23 protein-coding genes are annotated in these 20,379 nt (G+C 69.6%); 14 read left to right on the plus strand and 9 right to left on the minus strand.

Features of this window, described 5'->3' with window-relative positions:
* Nucleotides 1-162: 162 nt before the first annotated feature.
* Complete coding sequence (locus tag RMT89_RS29430; protein ID WP_315886811.1) at nt 163-636, plus strand: SRPBCC family protein; 474 nt, start codon at nt 163-165, stop codon at nt 634-636.
* Between the two features lie 4 nt (nt 637-640).
* On the opposite strand, the gene RMT89_RS29435 is transcribed toward RMT89_RS29430, so the two are convergent.
* Entirely contained in the window at nt 641-1,234 is a 594-nt protein-coding gene (locus RMT89_RS29435) for a hypothetical protein (protein WP_315886812.1), read from the minus strand.
* Nucleotides 1,235-1,402: 168 nt separating this feature from the next.
* Between RMT89_RS29435 and RMT89_RS29440 the strand changes: the two genes are divergently transcribed.
* Nucleotides 1,403-1,804, plus strand: coding sequence for an SseB family protein (locus RMT89_RS29440; protein ID WP_315886813.1), 402 nt, complete (start codon nt 1,403-1,405; stop codon nt 1,802-1,804).
* 222 nt (nt 1,805-2,026) lie between these two features.
* Here RMT89_RS29440 and RMT89_RS29445 read toward each other — a convergent pair whose 3' ends face one another.
* From RMT89_RS29445 to RMT89_RS29455, 3 genes are all read right to left on the minus strand, one after another.
* Nucleotides 2,027-3,010, minus strand: a complete 984-nt coding sequence (locus RMT89_RS29445) for an AraC family transcriptional regulator (RefSeq protein ID WP_315886869.1) — start codon at nt 3,008-3,010, stop codon at nt 2,027-2,029.
* Between the two features lie 92 nt (nt 3,011-3,102).
* Nucleotides 3,103-3,492, minus strand: a complete 390-nt coding sequence (locus tag RMT89_RS29450) for a MarR family transcriptional regulator (RefSeq protein WP_315886814.1) — start codon at nt 3,490-3,492, stop codon at nt 3,103-3,105.
* Nucleotides 3,493-3,564: 72 nt separating this feature from the next.
* The gene (locus tag RMT89_RS29455; protein ID WP_315886815.1) at nt 3,565-3,915 is read right to left on the minus strand and encodes a glyoxalase; all 351 of its coding nucleotides are present in this window, start codon (nt 3,913-3,915) and stop codon (nt 3,565-3,567) included.
* Between the two features lie 266 nt (nt 3,916-4,181).
* Between RMT89_RS29455 and RMT89_RS29460 the strand changes: the two genes are divergently transcribed.
* Entirely contained in the window at nt 4,182-4,340 is a 159-nt protein-coding gene (locus RMT89_RS29460) for a hypothetical protein (protein WP_315886816.1), read from the plus strand.
* Nucleotides 4,341-4,475: 135 nt separating this feature from the next.
* Here the strand turns inward: RMT89_RS29460 and RMT89_RS29465 are convergent, their stop codons facing one another.
* Genes RMT89_RS29465 through RMT89_RS29480 form a run of 4 tightly spaced genes read right to left on the minus strand, consistent with a single transcriptional unit; the run spans nt 4,476 to nt 8,681 of the window.
* Nucleotides 4,476-5,507, minus strand: coding sequence for a LacI family DNA-binding transcriptional regulator (locus RMT89_RS29465; RefSeq protein ID WP_315886817.1), 1,032 nt, complete (start codon nt 5,505-5,507; stop codon nt 4,476-4,478).
* Nucleotides 5,504-6,445: a carbohydrate ABC transporter permease gene (locus RMT89_RS29470; RefSeq protein WP_315886818.1), complete on the minus strand. Its 942-nt coding sequence runs from the start codon at nt 6,443-6,445 to the stop codon at nt 5,504-5,506. Before RMT89_RS29470 ends, RMT89_RS29465 begins: the two co-directional genes overlap by 4 nt.
* Nucleotides 6,442-7,365 (minus strand): sugar ABC transporter permease, encoded by a 924-nt coding sequence (locus tag RMT89_RS29475; RefSeq protein ID WP_315886819.1) that lies wholly within the window; start codon nt 7,363-7,365, stop codon nt 6,442-6,444. The genes RMT89_RS29470 and RMT89_RS29475 overlap by 4 nt, the downstream gene beginning before the upstream one ends.
* Nucleotides 7,362-8,681, minus strand: coding sequence for an extracellular solute-binding protein (locus RMT89_RS29480; protein ID WP_315886820.1), 1,320 nt, complete (start codon nt 8,679-8,681; stop codon nt 7,362-7,364). Before RMT89_RS29480 ends, RMT89_RS29475 begins: the two co-directional genes overlap by 4 nt.
* 184 nt (nt 8,682-8,865) lie before the next feature.
* Here RMT89_RS29480 and RMT89_RS29485 point away from each other — a divergent pair, with 184 nt between their 5' ends.
* Together RMT89_RS29485 and RMT89_RS29490 are read left to right on the plus strand one after the other, a co-directional pair.
* Complete coding sequence (locus tag RMT89_RS29485; protein WP_315886821.1) at nt 8,866-10,887, plus strand: beta-galactosidase; 2,022 nt, start codon at nt 8,866-8,868, stop codon at nt 10,885-10,887.
* Nucleotides 10,888-11,005: 118 nt separating this feature from the next.
* Nucleotides 11,006-12,565, plus strand: coding sequence for an arabinogalactan endo-1,4-beta-galactosidase (locus RMT89_RS29490; RefSeq protein WP_315886822.1), 1,560 nt, complete (start codon nt 11,006-11,008; stop codon nt 12,563-12,565).
* Nucleotides 12,566-12,642: 77 nt separating this feature from the next.
* Here the strand turns inward: RMT89_RS29490 and RMT89_RS29495 are convergent, their stop codons facing one another.
* Nucleotides 12,643-13,332, minus strand: a complete 690-nt coding sequence (locus tag RMT89_RS29495; protein ID WP_315886823.1) for a 2-phosphosulfolactate phosphatase — start codon at nt 13,330-13,332, stop codon at nt 12,643-12,645.
* 217 nt (nt 13,333-13,549) lie between these two features.
* Here RMT89_RS29495 and RMT89_RS29500 point away from each other — a divergent pair, with 217 nt between their 5' ends.
* From RMT89_RS29500 to RMT89_RS29540, 9 genes are all read left to right on the plus strand, one after another.
* Entirely contained in the window at nt 13,550-13,837 is a 288-nt protein-coding gene (locus RMT89_RS29500) for a helix-turn-helix domain-containing protein (RefSeq protein ID WP_315886824.1), read from the plus strand.
* Between the two features lie 2 nt (nt 13,838-13,839).
* Nucleotides 13,840-14,796, plus strand: a complete 957-nt coding sequence (locus tag RMT89_RS29505) for an SMP-30/gluconolactonase/LRE family protein (protein WP_315886825.1) — start codon at nt 13,840-13,842, stop codon at nt 14,794-14,796.
* 60 nt (nt 14,797-14,856) lie between these two features.
* The gene (gene crcB / locus RMT89_RS29510; protein ID WP_315886826.1) at nt 14,857-15,312 is read left to right on the plus strand and encodes a fluoride efflux transporter CrcB; all 456 of its coding nucleotides are present in this window, start codon (nt 14,857-14,859) and stop codon (nt 15,310-15,312) included.
* On the plus strand, nt 15,309-15,665 hold the full coding sequence (locus RMT89_RS29515; protein ID WP_315886827.1) for a DUF190 domain-containing protein: 357 nt from the start codon (nt 15,309-15,311) through the stop codon (nt 15,663-15,665). Before crcB (RMT89_RS29510) ends, RMT89_RS29515 begins: the two co-directional genes overlap by 4 nt.
* Entirely contained in the window at nt 15,662-16,021 is a 360-nt protein-coding gene (crcB, locus tag RMT89_RS29520) for a fluoride efflux transporter CrcB (protein WP_315886828.1), read from the plus strand. Before RMT89_RS29515 ends, crcB (RMT89_RS29520) begins: the two co-directional genes overlap by 4 nt.
* Before the next feature lie 64 nt (nt 16,022-16,085).
* A complete protein-coding gene (locus tag RMT89_RS29525; protein ID WP_315886829.1) occupies nt 16,086-16,922 on the plus strand; it encodes an undecaprenyl-diphosphate phosphatase in 837 nt (278 codons plus the stop codon).
* Nucleotides 16,923-17,068: 146 nt separating this feature from the next.
* Nucleotides 17,069-17,746: a FadR/GntR family transcriptional regulator gene (locus RMT89_RS29530; RefSeq protein ID WP_186284096.1), complete on the plus strand. Its 678-nt coding sequence runs from the start codon at nt 17,069-17,071 to the stop codon at nt 17,744-17,746.
* Nucleotides 17,743-19,200, plus strand: a complete 1,458-nt coding sequence (locus RMT89_RS29535; protein ID WP_315886830.1) for an amino acid permease — start codon at nt 17,743-17,745, stop codon at nt 19,198-19,200. The genes RMT89_RS29530 and RMT89_RS29535 overlap by 4 nt, the downstream gene beginning before the upstream one ends.
* A gap of 43 nt (nt 19,201-19,243) precedes the next feature.
* The gene (locus tag RMT89_RS29540; protein WP_315886870.1) at nt 19,244-20,260 is read left to right on the plus strand and encodes an asparaginase; all 1,017 of its coding nucleotides are present in this window, start codon (nt 19,244-19,246) and stop codon (nt 20,258-20,260) included.
* Nucleotides 20,261-20,379: the final 119 nt, after the last annotated feature.

The following is a 20,379-nucleotide window of genomic DNA, read 5'->3' on the forward strand; positions in this document are numbered from 1 at the left end:
GTCTTTGGCCGGTGCGGCGAGGGTGCGTGCCGGGCGCCGTGGGTGCTGTGCGGGACTTTCAAAACACCCCCTAGCTCGCGTCCCTGCGCCCAAGCTGACGAGCCCCCTACCGAGAGAAGGCGCTGCTGGAGGTGTCCCGCGGCTGATCGGTAGGGTCGAGGCATGCACTCGACGCGGGTCTCCTGGCATGTGAAAGCACCGCGTGCGGCCTTGTACCGGGCGCTGCTGGACGCGGACGCGGTCGCACGGTGGCGGGTGCCGGACGGCATGACGTCACGGGTGCACCGGTTCGAGGCCCGGGTGGGCGGCGCCTTCCGGGTGTCGCTCACCTATGACACGGCGACCGGCACCGGGAAGTCGGATCCGCACACTGACACCTATCACGGGCATTTCACCGAGATGGTGCCGGACGAGCGGGTGGTGGAGGAACTGGAGTTCGAGACCTCGGATCCCGGACTGCGCGGCACGATGACGATGACCACCACCCTCAGCGACGCGGACGGCGGCGGTACGGACGTCCTCGTGGTGCACGAAGGGCTTCCGGACGCGGTGCCCGCCGCGGACAACGAGACGGGCACGCGGATGGCCCTGGCCAGGCTGGCCGGGCTCGTGGAGGGCCGTCAGGGCTCCGGATGAGCGATCAGCGGGCGCCGGTCCAGTTGTGGGCGACGTCCAGGACGATCCGGTCGGTCAGCACCTGCACGCGGAACGGCAGCCGCACGCGGACCCCGAGCCCGACGAGCGTCTCCCCTTCGAAGCTGCCGGCGAACCGGGTGTCGCGGAAGGTGCGGTAGCCGGTGAGGTCGACGCCCGGCAGGGGCCTGCTCACCCGGCCTGGATAGGTGGGGGCACCGGTCTCGGGGTCGTAGGCGGGCGCGGCCACCCTGACCTCCAGGACGGCACCGCCGCCGACGGGTATGGGACGGCCCGAGCCGTCCTGGTAGAGCTGTTTCACGTACCGGACCGAGTAGCCGAGGCCCGCCTTGCCGGCGCCCGGCAGGTCGACGACCATGCGGTCGTAGCAGGCGTGGCGGCCGGTGCGGATGTTCTCGACCGGTGTCGCCGTCGCCGTGGACCGGACCTTGGGCAGGCTGCCCCAGCCGGTCGGGCACGCGGTGGTCTGCGCGGTGGCGGCCGAGGCGGTGGCGGCGGGCAGCGCCGGCACCCCCAGGGCGGCGATGACCGCGAGGGCCACCCATGTCGTTCTGATCCTTCTTGTCCTGATGGTTCGCATTGCGTCCCCCGACGTGTGCGTGGTTCTGATATCAGGGGAGACACCCGCCTTGGGTGAATGGTTGCGGAACATCACGAAAGATTCCGATGCCGCGCGGCCCGCACGAATGCCCGGCTACGGATCGGGTACGCGGCCCGCACGACCGCCGCCGCTACCAGGGGATCTGTGATGGAGACACCCGCGAACCGCTACACCGCCACACCGGCCAGGCAGGCGCTGGACGCGCTGGCCGACAACCATGAGGACATCGGGGCGCTGGACACGCTCGCCGGGAGCGAGGTGCTGGTGCCCGTGCCGGACGACGCCAGTGAGGAGGACGCCACCGACCCGGCCGCCGTCGCGCTTCCCGTACTGGAGCAGCCGGACGGCGATCCCGTGGTGCCGGTGTTCACCTCGGAGCCCGCGATGGCCGAGCTGCTGCCGTTCGTCGGCCGCTACCGTCTGGTGCCGCTGGGCGCGCTCGCCGCGCAGTGGCCCGCCGACGATCTGTCCCTGACCATCGACGCCGGCTCGCCGCATCCCCTCACGCTCACCTCCGAGGGCGTACGCACGCTGCTGGCCAGGCCCTGAGGGCCGGTGACCAAGGCCGGGCCGGGCCCGGCCACCAAGCGTCGGAGGGGGAGCGGCCGGGCCCTCCCGGCGATGGGCTCGCGCAGGGCCGAGTGGCACCGACTCCGCTCGGTCCGCGCGTCACGATCGCCGACCCCCTGACGATAGGACCGTCCGGGGGCGGCGTCGCTCCCTCTTGCGCGATGCCTGTCCGCAAAACGCGGCCGAACAGCGCGGCCGGGCTCAGCCCGAGGCGCGCAGGGTCTGCGAGGGCGTCTCCCCGAACCGCTCCCGATAGCGCCGCGCGAACCGGCCGAGATGCGCGAAGCCCCACTCGTAGGCCACGTCGGCCACGGTCGTCGACCCCGGCGCGGACGCCCGGAGCTGACCGTGGACGCGATCCAGCCGCACCTCACTGACGTACGCCATCGGCGGCACCCCGACATGCTTGCGGAACGCCTCCTGCAGCGTGCGCACACTCACCTGAGCGATGGCCGCGAGCCGCGCCGCGTCGTACGGCTCCGCGGGCAGTTCCTGTACGGCGTCCATGACCCGCTTCACGGCGGCCGGCCGCATCGGTGGCGGCGGGCCGTCGAGCTCGGCCCGGTAGGAGTGGTCGGCGGCCAGCAACAGCCCTTCGAGCAGGGTCTGTTCGAGGCGGCCGCGGATCAGCGGGCGGCGCAGCAGTCCGTGCGCGGCCTCCTTGTCCAGCAGGAACCACCGCACCAGCTGGGCCCAGCTGCGGCCGGGGCCGCGGGTGACGTCGATGTACGGCTCGAAGCGCGGCGGCCGGCGCACCGGCCTGCCCAGCAGGCTCTCCAGACCGTGCACTACGGCCGCCTTGTCGAGCTTCACGGTCAGGGCGTGACAGTCGGGCGCCCAGTCGTCGACGCGGATGCCGTACCCGGGATCGAAGAAGACGGCCCGCTGCGCGGTGGCGAACAGGGAGTCGCCGCAGCCCTGTTGAAGGCGGAAACCGCCCTGCAGCGGCACGCCCACGTGATAGACGCCCGGTTCGCCGAAGCTCATCCGCACCCCGGTGCCGAACGACACATCGCCCACGACCAGCGAGCCGAGGTCGACGACGCCGAGGTGGGTGCAGAACTCCGAGGCGATACCGGCCACTTCGAGACGGAGGTCGTAGTAGTGGGCCGCTATCGCCTCGTGGCTCTCCTCCACTGAACGCGTCGTGTACGTGATGAACTCGGCGGTACCGTCCTCGTCCACGGCCAAGTCGGTCTCTCCCCGTCCCCTCACAGGGTTTGTGGGAGTGATGATGCCCAGGGGCCAGGATTTCGAACGGCCCACCGGGTCCCGAGTCAGCCCTGAAGCGTCCGGGCCAGCGTGTCCCGCTGCAGCGGCAGCACCTCGGCGTGCAGGTCACGGCCCTTGGCGGTGAGGGTGACGTAGACGCCGCGCCGGTCCTCGACGCAGATGGACCGCTGGACCAGGCCTTCCTTCTCCAGCCGGCCGATCAGCCGGGACAGTGCGCTCTGGCTCAGATGCACCCGTCCGACGAGGTTCTGCACCCGGCACTGCTCGCCCTCCTCGGGCGAGGCGCTGGCGAGGATGTCGAGGACCTCGAAGTCACTCGCGCCCAGGCCGTGCGGATGCAGCACGCGGTCGATCTCGCACATCGTGCGCGCGTGCACCGAGAGGATCTCCCGCCACCGTTCCTCAAGCCCTGCACCGGCCGTTTTCGCTGCCATAACTGCACGGTAGCACCGAAGTGGCCATTTGTTTACCATGCAACTAGTGCATGTGCAACGGTGCGGCCCCGATCACTTCTCCGTGTCCTGAAGCAGCCCGATCATGTTCCCCTCGGCATCCTTCAGGAAGGCGATCAGCCGCCCGCCACCGACGTCCTGCACATCCTGCAGCGACTCGGCCCCCGCCTCCAGCAGCGCCGTACGGGTCACCCGGATGTCCTCGACATGCCAGTACGGAACCGGCCCCGTCATCCCCTTCGCATGCCCATGGGGGTCGAGCCCGACATCCTGCCCGGCGTCCTTGTAGCCGACGTAGTACGGCTCGTCGGCATACGGCTCCACGCCCAGCAGGGCCCCGAAGATGGCCTTCGCCCGGGCGAGGTCCTTCACGGGGTACATGATCGTCTGAACACCGGCGGTCATGGCGTACTCCTTGGGAGATCTGGTCCGACGCGTGTCGTCGGTGCTTTCACGCTAGGGCGGGACCTGCCCGCACGCTTCTCCGAAACTGACCGCTTGCTCCACTGGTGAACTGCTGTCCGAAGCGGAGCCTGTCGCGGTGCTCGACCGGCGGTGAGCCACGGCGGCCGACCGGACGACCGGCCGGATCCCATGGCCTCACAGGAATGGCCTCGCCATCACGCCGTTCGAGGCGGAGCATGGAAGCTGACCGACCAAGGAGGCCCGCCATGACATCCGGAGCCTCGGACACGTGGTACGCGCGCACGCCGTCACAGGCCGAAGGCGAACGCGACGAAGTGAGCGAACGTCCGGCGATGGAGCAGCACCCGGACGTCGCCAGGACCGAGCCGTCACAGGCGGAGGGGGAGCGCAGGGACGACGACTAGAAGGCGATCGCGGAACCGCCCGCACCAGGCCGTACAGGGTTTGCTCCTCGCGCTGCGCATCCCGTACCGCGAAAGCGCGCCGTCGGCTGGACAGCCGAGCAGCGCGCTCGCGCGGAATGCGGCGGCGGCCTTCCGTCAGGTCGACTCGCGTTTCACCAGCTCCGTGGGCAGGATCACCGCGGCCGGGTCCTCGCCCCCTATCTGGGCCAGCAGCACCCGGACCATCTCGGTGCTGATGCGGTCCCAGGGCTGGCGGATCGTGGTCAGCTCGGGGCGGGCGGCCACGGCCGCGGGGGAGTCGTCGAAGCCGCCGACCGCGACGTCCTGGGGGACTCGGCGGCCGGCCCGTTCGAGGGTCGTCAGCACGCCCTGTGCCATCAGGTCGGAGGCGACGAATACCGCGTCCATGTCCGGGGCCTGCGCGAGCAGCTGCTCGGCGCCCGCCTCGCCGCTGGCCCGGCTGTAGTCGCCGGAGACGATCAGCCGTTCGTCGATCTCTTCGCCCGCGTCGGCGAGGACCTCCTTGTAGCCCGCCAGCCGCTCGACACCGCCGGGGGTGTCCAGCGGGCCGGTGACCACGCCGATCCGGCGGCGGCCGAGGGACAGCAGATGGCGCACCATGTCCCGGGCGCCGTCCCGGTCGTCGGCCGCCACGTAACTCACCTTGGAGCCCAGTCCGATCGGCTTGCCACAGGCGACCAGCGGGACGCCCGCCTCGCGGAGTTCCTCGGCGACAGGATCACCGGAGTGACTCGACACCAGCAGCACGCCGTCGACGTGCCCCGCCGTGATGTAGCGCGTTATGCGCCGCCGTTCGTCCTGGGTCCCGGCCAGCATCAGCAGCAGCGGGATGTCGTGCGCGGCCAGCGCCTGGGTGCAACCGCGCAGCAGGACATTGAAGTTGGGGTCCTCGAAGAACCGCTCCTGCGGCTCGGTCAGCAGAAAGCCGATCGAGTCCGACCGTCCGGTGATCAGCGAGCGGGCGTGCCGGTTGACGACGTAACCCGTCTTGCGGATCGCGGCGTTGACCGCCTCCTGGGCCGCCGGGCTGACGTAGTGGCCGCCGTTGAGCACGCGCGAGACGGTGCCCCGTGAGACTCCGGCCACGCGCGCCACGTCGTGGATCGTCGGCGGTCTGCGTCGGCCCCCCGTATTGCTCATGGTCATGACTTTACGGCTCCGGAGAGCAGATCAAGGCTCCAGAACCGCTGGATGACCAGGAAGAGAGCGATGAGCGGGAAGACCGCGAGGAACGCGCCGGTGATCACCAGGGTGTACAGCGCGGGGGTGTTGGCGCCCTGTTCGAGGAGTGTGTACAGACCGAGCGTGATCGGGAACTTCTCGTCGTCGCTGAGCATGATGTACGGCAGCAGGAAGTTGTTCCAGATCGCCACGAACTGGAAGAGGAACACCGTCACCATGCCGGGGATCATCATCGGCAGCGCGACCCGGCTGAAGATCCGCCACTCGCTCGCGCCGTCCATGCGCCCGGCCTCGACCACGTCGGAGGGCACGGCGGCGGCCGCGTAGATGCGCGCGAGGTAGACGCCGTACGGCGACAGGATCTGCGGCAGCAGCACGGACAGGTAGGAGTCCGTCAGGTCGACCTCGGCCAGCAGCAGGTACTGCGGGACCGCCAGGATGATCGGCGGCATCAGCACGCCCGCCAGCAGCACGTTGAAGATCGTCTCCCGGCCGCGGAAGCGGTAGATCGCCAGCGCGTAGCCGCTGAACGCCGACACGACCGTGGACAACAGGGCGCCGAGACCGGCGTAGAGAGCGGAGTTGCTCATCCACTGCCAGTAGACGCCGTCGCGGTAGGCGCTCAGTTCGCTCAGGTTGTCGGTGAATCCCGAGCCCGGCAGGAAGGTGAAGGTGGAGAACAGTTCGCTGCCGGACTTGGTGGACGCGATCACCACCCAGGCGACGGGCAGCAGCGTGTAGATGGCGCCGAGCAGCAGGGTGATCGTCGGCAGCAGGGCGATCCGGCTGCGCAGCGGCGGGCCCTGGGCGGTGCCGGGCGTGGTGCCCTCCCCCGGTCTCGACTTCGCTCGACCGGGGGGACCCCCATCCGGTTCGGCCTTGCGGACGGCAAGAGAACTCATCGTGCTGCCTCCTGCTTCTGACGACGGTTCGCGGCCCGCAGGAAGCCGAAGGACAGCACCAGCGTGGCCAGGGCGATGATCACGGCCTGGGCGGCGGCCGCGTAGATGTCACCCTTGCCGAAGGCGTCCTGGTACACCTTCATCAGCGGACTCCAGGTCGTGGACACGGAGTTGGTGAGCGGTTTGAGGGTGGTCGGCTCGTTGAACACCTGGAGCGTCGCGATGATCGAGAAGAAGAAGGTCAGCACCAGCGAGGGCGCCACCATCGGGATCTTGATCTTCAGCGCGATCTGCAGCGGGGTGGCACCGTCCAGCTTCGCCGCCTCGTACACCTCGACCGGGATCGCCCGCAGCGAGGTGTAGATGACGATCATGTTGAAGCCGGTGCCGCCCCAGACCGCGATGTTCGACAGGGCCAGATACAGCGGACCGCCGTCCAGCAGGTCCGGCTGCGGCAGGGCCAGCTTGTCGAGCACGAAGTAGAAGGGACTGACGTCCGGCAGATACAGGAAGCCCCACAGCAGCGCCGCCACCACGCCGGGAATGGCGTACGGCAGGAAGATCGCGAGCCGGGTGAAGGGGGCGAGCCGCACCTTGTCGGAGTCGAGCATCAGCGCGAACAGCAGCGCGAGGCCCAGCATCACCGGCACCACGATGCAGCCGTAGCCGAGCACCCGCAGCGCGCCGTCGACGAGCTCGCTGTCGGTGAGGGCGTCGGTGTAGTTCTCGAAGCCGGCCCAGACCTCCGAGCGGGCGCCGGACCCGAGGCCGAGCCCGGAGACCTGCACCTTGCGGAAGCTGAGCCAGATCGCGTAGCCGATGGGCAGCGCGAAGAACAGGGCGAAGAGGATCGTCGCGGGGAGGAGGAAGGCATACGGGGCCCCCTTGACCCCGTACGACTTCCGGCGTGCGCTGGTCACTCGGAGACCTCGAAGCCCTGCTTCTTCATGTCGGCGACGGTGTCGTCCTGCATCGTGTTCAGGGCGGCGACGAAGTCCGACTTGTCCTTGGCGGCCTTGCCGAACGCGTCCTTGAAGGTCGTGTAGGCGACGTTCACGTTCGGGCCCCAGGCGGAGGGAGCGGTGCTCTTGGCTATCCCGGCGGCCTGGGTGTAGAAGTCGGCCTGGTTCGAGAAGTACTCCGGCGGGCTGGTGAACGCGCCGGACGTCTGGGCGTTGGTGGCGGCGGGGTAGATGCCGCTCTCCTTGGCCAGCGCCTGCAGGGCGGCGTCGTCGGTGTTCAGCCAGGCGGCGAACTTGGCGGCGGCGGCCTGGTGCTCGGAGTCCGTGGTGACGGCGGTGGAGGAGCCGCCCCAGCTGCCGGTGACGTTCTCGCCCTGGGACCACTGGGGGAGCGGTGCCATGGCCCACTTGCCCTTGGTGTCGGGCGCGGCCGTGGTCAGGGTGCCCGGGGCCCACACGGCGGAGACCCAGGCGATCTGCTTGCCGGTGTTGAGCGCCTTGTTCCAGGCCGGGGTGTACATCGGCTGGTTGTCGATGGCGCCCTCCTTGACGAGGTCACCCCAGAACCCCGCGACCTTCTGGGTCGCCGCGTCGTTGATGCCGACCTTCCACTTCTGGCCCTCGGTGGTCCACCACCGGGCGCCGGCCTGCTGGGCCAGGCCCGCGAAGAGACCGGAGTCGTTGGCGGAGAAGGTGGTCAGGTCGGTCGCGGGGTCCGCCTTCTTCAGCTTGCGGGCGGTCTCGGCGAACTCGTCCCAGGTCGTGGGGACGTCGAGCTTGTACTTCTTGAAGAGGTCCTCGCGGTAGTAGAACATCATCGGGCCGATGTCCTGCGGGACCGCGTAGACCGCGTCCGTGCCCAGCGTGGTCTGCTGCCACACACCGTCGGCGAACTTGGTCTTCGCGTCGCCGGTCTCCTTCGAGATGTCCGCGAGCGCGTCATTGCTGACCAGCGTGGGCAGCGCCTGGTACTCGGCCTGGACCAGGTCCGGGGCCTTGCCGGCCTTGTGCGCGGTGAGGATCTTGGTGACCAGCGTGTCGCCGGACGCCTGCTTCTTCACCGTGACCTTGATCTGGTCCTTCTTGCCCGGGCCGTTGTTCCAGAGGTCGACGACCTTGTCCATGCCGGGCGTCCAGGTCCAGTACGTCAGCGAGACCGGTCCGGATTCGGCCTCGGTGTCGTCGTCGGACGAGCCGCACGCGGCGAGGGCGGTGGCTCCGAGGACGACAGCGATGGTGGATGCCACGACTCGGCTGCGCTTCGTGATGGGCATGGATCTCTCCCCTGACCTGGGGTTCCCGCCTGCTGCGAGAACCTGCCATGCTTCTGTGAGCGTTCACAGTAGAGAAACATCCCGGACACTTGTCAATGGTTGTTGCTGTGCGGTTATGTTGGGCTCGCACCGCCGTCGCTGTGTGTGCACGTTCCCAAATGATCGATTACCCGGGAGAGATTCCATGCCGGAGACCAGCCCCAAGGGCCTCACCAGGCTCGCCTTCGGGGGGGACTACAACCCCGAGCAGTGGCCGGAAAGCGTCTGGCACGAGGACGTCCGGCTGATGCGGGAGGCCGGTGTCACCATGGTGAGTGCCGGAATCTTCTCCTGGGCGCTGCTGGAGCCGTCACGCGGGGTGTACGACTTCGGCTGGCTGGACCGCCTGCTCGGCCTGCTGCACGAAAACGGCATCCGCGTCGACCTCGGCACCCCCACCGTGGTCCCGCCGGTCTGGTTCTACCGGGAGCACCCCGAGGCCCTGCCGGTCACCGCCGACGGTGTGCGCTACGAGTTCGGCTCCCGCGGCGCCATCTGCCACAGCAACGCCGACTACCGCGCCGCCGCCGCGAACATCACCACCCGGCTCGCCGAGCGCTACCGCGACCACCCGGCCCTGGCCATGTGGCACGTGCACAACGAGTACGGCGTCCCCGTCTCGGCCTGCTACTGCGACTCCTGCGCCGCCCACTTCCGCCGCTGGCTGGCCACGACGTACGGCACGGTCGAGGGCGTGAACGAGGCCTGGGGCACCGCCTTCTGGGGCCAGCGCTACACGGACTTCGCGCAGATCAACCCGCCGCGCACCACACCGACCGTCGGCAACCCCGCCCAGGCGCTGGACTACAAGCGGTTCGCCGACGCCACCATGCGCGAGAACTTCGTCATGGAGCGGGACATCCTGCACCGCCTCACCCCCGGCGTCCCGGTGACGACCAACTTCATGACCGCGCTCAGCCAGTGCGACTCGGTCGACTACTGGGCGTGGGGCCGTGAGGTCGACATCGTCACCAACGACCACTACCTGATCACCGACGGCCGCCGCACCCACGTCAACCTCGCCATGGCCGCCGACCTCACCCGCTCGGTGGCCGGGGGAGCGCCCTGGATCCTGCTGGAGCACTCCACCTCGGGGGTCAACTGGCAGCCCCGCAACCCCGCCAAGGCCCCCGGCCAGATGGCCCGCAACTCCCTGGCCCATGTGGCACGCGGCTCCGAGGGCGCCATGTTCTTCCAGTGGCGCCAGTCCCGGCGCGGCGCCGAGAAGTTCCACTCGGCGATGGTCCCGCACGGCGGCACGGACACCCGCGTCTGGCGCGAGGTCGTCGAACTCGGCGCGTCCCTCGACTCGCTGAGCCCGATCCGCGCCACCCGCACCCGGGCCGACGTGGCCGTCCTGTGGGACTGGCACTCCTGGTGGGCGCAGAACCTCGACTGGCGCCCCAGCGAGGACCACGACCCGCGCGAACGCGCCGACGCCTTCTACGAGGCCCTCTACGACCGCCACCTCACGGTCGACTTCGCCCACCCGGAAGCCGACTTGTCGGCTTATCCCCTTGTCGTCGTGCCCGCGCTGTATCTGATGACGGAGACGGCGGGGAACAACCTCAAGGAGTACGTCGCAGGCGGCGGCACCCTCGTGGTGTCGTACTTCTCCGGCATCGTCGACGAGCACGACGCCGTCCACGAGGGCGGCTACCCCGGCCCCCTGCGCGACGTCCTCGGCCTGACCGTCGAGGAGTTCTCCCCGCTGCTGCAGGGCGACACGGTCCGTATCACCGGCCCCGACGGTTCCGAGCTCACCGGCGACGTGTGGACCGAGTTCGTGACGCCGGGCGAGGCCGAGACCGTCTGGACGTACGCCGACGGACTCACCGCGGGCCACCCCGCGGTCACCCGGCACCGCCTCGGCGAGGGCACCGCCTGGTACGTCTCGACCCGCCTCGACGCGCACGGCCTGGACGCCCTGCTCGGCTGGGCCGCCGAGGACGCGAGCATCGCGCCGCGCGCCGACCTGCCGCACGACGTCGAAGTCGTCCGCCGTACCGGCGAGTCCGGCACCTACCTCTTCGCCATCAACCACAGCCCGTCGGACGCCAAGGTGCCGCTGGAGGCGCACGGCACCGAGCTCCTCACGGGCGAACGAGCCGCGGGCCGCCTCGAAGTTCCCGCGGGAGCCGTCCGGGTCGTCCGGCTCGACGGCTGAACCGACTCCCCTCCGCCCGCGCGTGCCACGAGAGCCGTGGGCGGAGGGGCCCCTCGCCCGCTGATCCCGGGCGAGGGAACCCCCATCCCCATTCACGTCGAAGGGACGACGGACGAAGATGTTCCATCCCAGACGCACCCTAAGGGCCCTGCTGCTGCCGCTCGCGGCCGGGCTCGCCCTCACCGCCCTGCCCGCGCAGACCGCCCAGGCGGCCAGCACGCTCACCAACGGCGGATTCGAGTCCGACGGCGCGGGAGCCGCCCTGCCCGCCGGCTGGTCCGAGTACGGCACGACCGCCGCCTCGTTCGCCGAGTCCGGTGGGCACAGCGGCAGTTACCGCCTGAGCCACTGGTCGTCCTCCGCCTACAAGGTGGAGACGTACCAGTACCTGTCCGGGCTCACCAACGGTAACTACAAGCTCACCGCCTGGGTCCGCTCCGGTGGCGGGCAGAACTCCGCCTACATAGCCCTCAAGAACTGCGGCAGCGCGGAGCAGCGCACGAATCTGCCGGTGTCCGCCAGTGGGTGGATCCGGATCGTCGTGCCGATCAATGTGACGAACAACCAGTGCACGATCAGCATCAACAGTGACGCGAACGCGGGCAACTGGATCAATGTTGACGACCTGACCTTCGCGTCCGGTACGTCCGGTACATCGATCAGGGGTTCCGACGTCTCCTCGATCGCCAAGAGCGAAGCGCTGGGCGGCACTTACAGGACCAGCTCCGGCACGACCGCCGACCCGCTCGCCGTGCTGAAGTCCGCTGGACAGAACTACGCCCGCCTGAAGGTCTGGGTGAACCCGGCCGACGGCTACAACAACAAGACCCGCGTCCTGGCCATGGCCAAGCGCATCAAGGCGCAGGGCATGAAGCTGCTGGTCGACTTCCACTACTCGGACACCTGGGCCGACCCGGGCGCCCAGAGCAAGCCGGCCGCGTGGGCGGGCCACAGCTACACCCAGCTGAAGAGCGACGTCTACAACCACACGTACGACGTCCTCAACGCGCTGAAGGCGCAGGGCACCACCGCCGACATGGTCCAGGTCGGCAATGAGATCAACGGCGGCATGCTCTGGAACGAGGGCTCCACGAGCAACTGGTCACAGCTGGCGGGCCTGCTCAACTCGGGCTATGACGCGGTCAAGGCGGTCAACTCGTCGACGACCGTCGCCCTGCACCTCGCCAAGGGCGGCGACCTGTCCGGCACCCGCTGGTGGTTCGACAACGCGGTGGCCAACGGCGTGAAGTTCGACGTCATCGGTCTGTCGTACTACGGCTACTGGCACGGCACGCTCTACGACTTCCAGACGACCCTGGACGACGCGGCCGCCCGCTACGGCAAGCCGGTCTTCGTCGCCGAGACGGCCTACCCCTTCCGTCTCGACAGCGAGGACTCGCACGAGAACATCATCAACCTCGACAGCGAGCTCGTCTCCGGCTACCCGGCCACCACGGCCGGCCAGACCCGCTGGATGAACGACATCGCGAGCATCGTGGAGGCCGTGCCGAACGGCCGTGGACTCGGCGTCTTCTACTGGGAGTCGACCTGGACCGCGGTCACCGGCAACGGCTGGGACCCGACCGACTCCTCCTCCGGCAACGGCTGGGAGAACCAGGCCCTGTTCGGCTACGACGACAGGGCGCTCCCGGCGATGGCGTGGTTCAGCCACCGCTGAGATGAACAGTGACGTCGGCCTCCAAGACTCGTGTTCTCGGAGGCCGGCGTTGTCGTTCGGAGAGGGCGTTCAGTTCCTCAGGCTGTCCGCGGAGGCGCCGCGCACGGGCGGAGGACCATGAGCGAGTCCTCCGAGGTCGCCACCATGGCGAAGGCGAACCGGTCGAGCTCAAGACAGAGTGCGACGTCATCAGGATGGACTCCCTGCCGCACACCCTCCGCCAGCTCGGCGGCGGCGCGCGACTCGGCGGCGCGGCGGAGGAACTGAGCTGCGTCCGTACCGGCCTCGGTGACCCGGCGAGCGATGTATTGCGCGCACGCCAGATCCTCGTCGGCCTGCCCATCCTCGCCGGTGACCACGAAGGTGCCGCTGTCGCACTCGCGCGTCCGCAAGAGCCGAGCCGTTGCCTCCGCCACCACGAAGCCGGCGCACAGCACCAGCGACGCGTCCTTGACCGCGAGGGCGCCGACCGTTCCTGCCGTGGTCTTCTGCACGACGGTCCGGCCGCCAAGGTCAACGGACCGCAGGAGGCCCGGCGAGTTGACGGCGTCGAACCCGGGCGCCGGCGGACCGTCCTTGAGCGCCACCCAATCCGGGTGGCGAGCCTTGAGCGCCAGGGCTCCGTCCAGCGACTCCGCAAGCACGATCTTCTCCGCCCCCTGGGCAAAGGCCCAGGCAGCCACGGTGAACGCACGCATGACGTCGACCACGACCGCCACGGACGGGGCTTCGGCCAGCTCAGGGATGCCAAGGAAACGAGCGTCCATCCGGTCGTGATCACGCATACCCGATCCGAAGAACCCAGGTGGTGATGCGCATCACGTCGCCGCCCGGGGCATCCCCTCGTCCCCCGGATCCGAACGGCCCTTTGTCGTAAGGCAGTTCGGTACCGGCCAAGACGCGGAGAGTGCCGGACATGTCGGCATCGACTGCGGGACAGTGGGGAACACGCGTACCGAGGAGGATTCGGACGGAGGGGACCCGATGTTGAGGACACCTGTGAGAGAGAGGCGTCTGGACATCCTGGAGTGGCTGAAGGATCCGGCCACGCACTTCCCGCCCCAGCGCCACGGCGACCTCGTCGAGGACGGCGTCGCCTCCGAAGCCGTCGCGCAGAAGCTCGGCGTGCCCCGTCAGGTCGCCGACACCCATCTGAACCTGCTCGCCGCCATCGGCGTGTTGCGCACCCGGCGGATCCGGCGGCGCGTCTACTACCGGCGCGACGAGGTGCGCATCGCCGAGGTCGCGCGCATGTTTGAGAAGGGCTGGTAGCTGTGGAACAGACTCTCGTCCCGCACCGTTACGTCGCGATCGGCGGCCGCGGCCCCGAGGACGTGGTGGCCGACGCCCGCGGCCGGGTTCTCACAGGCGTCGAGGACGGCCGCATCCTGCGCCTCGACGGCCTGACGGAACCCGACGACGCCCGCGTCGAGGTGCTCGCCGAGACCGGCGGCCGCCCCCTCGGCCTCGAACTCCTCCCGGACAACGCCCTGTTGGTGTGCGACGCCGAGCGCGGACTGCTCCGCGTCGACCTCACCGACGGCACCGTGCGCATCCTCGCCGACTCGGTGGCGGGGGAGCCGCTGCGGTTCTGCAGCAACACCGTCGCGCTGTCCGACGGCAGCGTCTGCTTCACCGTCTCCAGCCGCCGCTACCCGCTGGAGCAGTGGATCGGCGATCTGGCCGAGCACACCGCAACGGGCCGCCTCCTGCGCCTCGCACCCGGCGCGGACACCCCCGAAGTCCTCCTGGAGGACCTCCAGTTCGCCAACGGCCTCGCACCGAGCGCAGACGAGTCCTTCCTTGTCATCGCCGAGACCGGCGCCTGCCGCCTCACCCGCTACTGGCTCACCGGGCCCAGGTCGGGCCGGTCCGAACCCTTCGTCGAGAACCTCCCGGGCATGCCCGACAACCTCTGGCGCGCCGCCCCCGACGGCCCCGTCTGGGTCGCCCTCGCCGGCCCGCGCGTCCCACCCCTGGACCTGCTGCACCGCGCCACGCCCGCCGTCCGCCGCGCCGCCGCCCGCGTCGCCGTGCGCGCCCCCTTCCGCCCCACCGGCACCATCGGTGTCCTCGCCGTAGACGACACCGGCGCGATCGTCCACCACCTGGCCCGCCGCCACTCCCGCTTCCGCATGGTCACCAGCGTCTGCGAGGCCGCCGGGCATCTCGTCCTCGGCAGCCTCTGGGAGCACGGGGTCGCCCTGTGTGAGCCGCCCGCCGCGAAATAGCCCCGGCGTTACCCTGTTGACCGGCCGTGATCAGGCCGTGCCGGCAGGAGACGTACGACCATGTCAGCCTCGGACACCGAGACCGCGCGCACCCGCGCCCCGAGACCGCCCGTCCTGCGCGGCCAGGCACCCGTCGTCGCCGCGGTCGCAGTCGGCGGCGCCCTCGGAGCCACGGCCCGCTACGCGCTCTCCCTGTGGTGGCCCCTCCAGCCCGGCGGATTCCCCTGGGCGACCTTCTGGACCAATGTCACCGGCTGCGCCGTCATCGGCGTGTTCATGGTGGTCATCACGGACGTATGGGCGGCCCACCGCCTGGTCCGCCCCTTCTTCGGCACCGGCGTGCTCGGCGGCTTCACCACCTTCTCCACCTACGCCGTCGACATCCAGAAGCTGGTCGACTCCGGCCACCCCGGCGCCGGCCTCGCCTACCTCACAGCCACCCTCCTCGCGGCCCTTACGGCGGTGTGGCTCGCCGCGACCGCGACCCGCCGCGTTCTGAAGTGGAGACAGTCATGACGCGACTGACGGGCAGAGCCCTGCGCGTGACCGTATTCGTCGGCGAGCACGACACCTGGCGCCGCAAGCCCCTGTACAGCGAGATCGTGCACCGCGCCCACACCGCCGGGCTCGCCGGCGCCAGCGTCTTCCGCGGTATCGAGGGCTTCGGCGCCTCCTCCCTGATCCACACCTCGCGGCTGCTGTCCCTCAGCGAGGACCTCCCGGTCGCGATCGTGATCGTCGACACCGAGGAGCGGGTGCGGGCCTTTTTGCCGCGGCTCGACGCACTCGTCACCGAAGGCCTGGTGATCCTCGACGACTGCGAGGTCATCAGGTACGTCGGCCGCGAGGAAGGTGAGAATTCGCCGTGAACTGGCTGCTCGTCGTCGCGGGCGCCATGGTCGGCGCGCCCCTGCGCTATCTCACCGACCGCGCGGTGCAGTCCCGGCACGACTCCGTCTTCCCCCGGGGCACCTTCGCGGTCAACGTCACCGGCTGTCTGATCCTCGGCCTGCTCACCGGCAGTGCGAGTTCCCACGTCCAACTGCTGCTCGGCACCGGTCTGTGCGGGGCCCTGACGACGTACTCGACCTTCTCCTACGAGACCCTGCGGCTGGCCGAGACGGGGGCCGGGCTGTATGCCCTCGGCAACGTCGTCGGGAGCGTGACCGCGGGACTCGGCGCCGCCTTCACGGGCGTATGGCTCGCCGAAGCGGTGTGGGGTTAGGGCGGTCCACACCCACGCGCGGTAGGACAGTGCACCGTACTGCCCCTCCCCGGAACGGGATCCCATGAGCGCCATCACCGTCGGTCAGGCCGTCCTCCTCGGAGCCGTCGAGGGGGTGACCGAGTTCCTGCCCATCTCCTCCACCGGCCATCTGAAGATCGCCGAGGGGCTCATGGGCATCCCCGTCGACGACCACGCCGTCGTCGGCTTCACCGCCGTCATCCAGGTCGGCGCCATCGCCGCCGTGTTCGTCTACTTCTTCAAGGACATCGTCCGGATCGTCTCGGCGTGGGTGCGCGGGCTGCGTCACCCCGAGCAGCGGTACGTGCATGACTACCGGTTCGCCTGGTGGGTGATCTGGGCGACGGTCCCCGTGGTAGCCGTGGGTCTGGCGGCCGAGCCGCTGATCAAGGGGCCGCTCGCCTCGCTGTGGGTGGTCGCCGGCTCGCTGATCGTCGGCAGCGGCGTGATGTGGGCGGCGGACCGGTTCGGGCGGCACAAGAGGGGAGAGGACGACACCTCCTTCAAGGACGCGATGCTCGTCGGCGGCTCCCAGATCCTCGCCCTGCTCTTCCCCGGTTTCTCGCGCTCGGGCGCCACGATGTCCACGGCCCTCCTTCTCGACCTGGACCGGGTCGCCGCCACCCGCCTGTCGTTCTTTCTCGGCATCCCCGCCCTGACCGGAGCTGGACTGTACGAGCTCAAGGACGCCCTCGGCGCCGGGGCGGGCGTGGCGCCGCTCGTGGCCGGTACGGCGGTCTCCTTCGTCGTCGCCTACGCCTCGATCGCCTGGCTGCTGCGGTTCGTGGCGAAGCACACCTTCAACGCCTTCGTCGTCTACCGCATCGTCGTGGGTCTGCTGCTGTTCGCGCTGCTCGGCAGCGGCGCGCTGAACAGCTGACCAGGTGAGGGCGGCTTTCATTCCGGGCACCGGCTGAAACTTTCGTTTCACCCGCCTTGACAGCACCTCCCGGCACCCGGAGTATCACTCCCGTGAACCTGTCAGACAGCCGGACAGCCGGACAGCCTCCCCGGCGCATCAGCGCCATGGAAGCGGTGCTCGCGCACCTGCGCGCCGCCATCGAACGCGGCGAGTACGCCGTGGGCGACAAGCTCCCCTCCGAGGCGGAGCTGTGCCGCACCCTGGAGATCAGCCGACCGGTGCTGCGCGAGGCCCTCAGGGCCCTGCAGACCATGGGCCTGACCGTCTCCAAGACCGGCAAGGGCACCTTCGTCGTCGCCAGCACCGTCGAGGACCCCACCTTCGGCGACTACGCGGCCAGCGACCTGCTGGAGGTGCGCCGGCACGTCGAGATCCCGGTCGCCGGATACGCGGCGGTGCGCCGCACCCCGGAGAACCTCGACCACCTGGCTCATCTGCTCGACCGTATGGAACGCGAGACGGACACCACCGCGTGGGTCGCGATGGACACCCTCTTCCATCTCGCCGTGGCCGAAGCCGCCCAGAACCCGGTCTTCCGCCGGGTCATCGAGGAGATCCGGGACGCGCTGGCGCGTCAGTCGGCCTTCCTCAACGAACTGGGCGGCCGCCGCGAGCAGTCCAACCGCGAGCACCGGGCGATCGTCGAGGCGCTGATCGACGGTTCCGAGCACGACGCGACCGAGGCCATGGCGCATCACCTCGACCGCGTCGAGACCACCCTCACCGACATCGTGCGCCCCGCGCGCACGAGCACCACCACGGAAGGCGGACCCGAGGCGTGAGCGAGCAGTCCCTGCACGACGGCGTGCAGAACGAAGGCGTGCAGAAACGTTCCGGCCATGTCGATGCCGGAGACGCGGGCTACAGCAAGTCCCTGAAGTCCCGGCACGTCAACATGATCGCCATCGGCGGCGCCATCGGCACCGGCCTCTTCCTCGGCGCCGGCGGCCGCCTCGCCGACGCGGGCCCCTCCCTGTTCATTGCCTACGCGGTCTGCGGAATCTTCGCCTTCCTCGTCGTGCGCGCCCTCGGCGAACTCGTCCTGTACCGGCCCTCGTCCGGCGCCTTCGTCTCGTACGCGCGTGAATTCATGGGGGAGAAGGGCGCGTACACCGCGGGCTGGATGTACTTCCTCAACTGGGCCACCACCGGCATCGCCGACATCACCGCGGTTGCCGTCTACACCCACTACTGGGGCATCTTCTCCGACATCCCGCAGTGGGTGCTCGCCCTGATAGCCCTGGCCATCGTCCTCACCGTGAACCTGATCTCGGTGAAGATGTTCGGCGAGCTGGAGTTCTGGTTCGCCATCATCAAGGTCAGCGCACTCGTGATCTTCATGTGTATCGGCATCTTCCTGCTGGTCACGCAGCACGAGGTCGACGGCACGACCCCCGGCCCATCCCTGATCACCGATCACGGCGGCCTCTTCCCCAACGGCCTGCTGCCCATGCTCCTGATCATCCAGGGCGTCGTCTTCGCCTACGCCTCCGTCGAGCTCGTCGGCGTCGCGGCGGGCGAGACCGAGAACCCCGAGAAGATCATGCCGAAGGCGATCAACTCGATCATGTGGCGCGTGGGCCTGTTCTACGTCGGCTCCGTCGTCCTGCTCTCGATGCTGCTGCCCTGGTCGTCGTACAAGGCGGGCGAGAGCCCTTTCGTCACCGTGCTGTCCAACATCGGAATCCCGGCGGCCGGCGGCGTGATGAACCTGGTCGTCCTCACCGCGGCGATGTCCTCCCTCAACTCCGGCCTGTACTCCACCGGCCGGATCCTGCGCTCCATGGCCATGTCCGGCTCCGCCCCGAAGTTCACCGGCGTGATGAGCCGCAGCCAGGTCCCGTACGGCGGCATCCTGCTCACCAGCGGTATCTGTGTCCTCGGCGTGGGCCTCAACTTCGTGGTCCCCGCCGACGCGTTCGAGATCGTCCTGAACTTCGCGGCGATCGGCATCCTCGCGACCTGGGGCATGATCATGGTCTGTCACCTGCTCTTCTGGCAGAAGACCCAGAACGGCGAACTCACCCGCCCCGGCTACCGACTGCCGGGCTCCCCCTGGACCGAACTCGTGACGCTGGCCTTCCTCGCCTCCGTCCTGGTCCTCATGTACGCCGACGGAGGCGCCGGCCGCACCACCGTGCTGTGCCTGCCGCTGATCGTCGCCGCGCTCGTCGCCGGCTGGTACGCCATCCGCAGCCGGGCCGCACGCACGCAATCCAGTAACGCCGACGCGTGAACCGCGCCCGGCTCACACCCACCACCCCAAGAATCAGGCAGTGATGTACAGCAGTTCGCTCGCGGCGGCACCCCTCGTCCGTGAACCCCTCCACGCCCCCGTCGCCCACCTCATACGCGGCGGGGTCGTGGAAGGGATCCACTACGGCTCGGTCGTCGTCCTCGGCACCGAGGGCGAGGTCCAGTTCCAGCTCGGCGACATCGAGGCCGCGTTCTACCCCCGCTCGGCCCTCAAGCCCGTCCAGGCCGTCGCCATGGTCCGCGCCGGGCTGCCGCTCGACGGCGAACTCCTCTCCCTCGCCGCGGCCAGCCACTCCGGCGAGGAGCGGCACCTTGCCGGTACCCGGCGGATCCTGGAGTTGGCGGGTGTCTCCGAGGACGATCTGGGCAACGTCACCGACATGCCGTACGACCCCGTCGTCCGGGACGCGTGGGTGCGGGAGGGGCGTCTTCCCTCCCGGCTCGCCCAGAACTGCTCCGGCAAGCATGCGGCGATGCTGTACACCTGCCGGTTGAACGGGTGGTCGCTGGACGGTTACCTCGACCCCGGCCACCCTCTCCAGCAGGCCATCGCCGAGATCGTTGAGGACCTTACGGGGCAGCGCATCGCGCAGGTGACCGTTGACGGGTGCGGGGCTCCGTTGTTCTCCGTCTCGCTGCATGGGCTTGCGCGGGCCGCGGCCCGCATCACCACCGCCGCGCCCGGTACGCCCGAGGCCCGGGTGGCCGACGCGATGCGGGAGCACGCCGAGATGGCCTCCGGGTCCGGGCGGGATGTGGCTGCACTGATGCGGGCCGTGCCGGGGTTGCTCGCGAAGGACGGCTTCGAGGGGGTGCAGGTTGCTGCGCTGGCTGATGGGCGTTCCGTTGCCGTGAAGATCGCGGACGGGGCGAATCGGGCGCGGATCCCTGTCGGGGCGGCGGCGTTGGCTTGGGCCGGGGTCGATCCGTCGTTGCTCACCGAGTTCCGGGGAGAGGCGCTGCTCGGAGGTGGGCAGCCGGTCGGTTTCGTGCGGCCGGTTCGTTCGCTGGAGCCCGTTGCTGTTGCTCCGTGCGCCTAAGGATGTGCCGCACATTCCGTCATGCGGCTGCTGGTCCGTCTTGGCTGGTCGCGCCCACGCGGCGGTAGCCGCAAATCGATAACGCCCCGCGCCCCTTACGTAGCTCACCTTCACCCTTC

The organism is Streptomyces sp. P17 (assembly GCF_032436805.1).
Classification (GTDB): domain Bacteria; phylum Actinomycetota; class Actinomycetes; order Streptomycetales; family Streptomycetaceae; genus Streptomyces.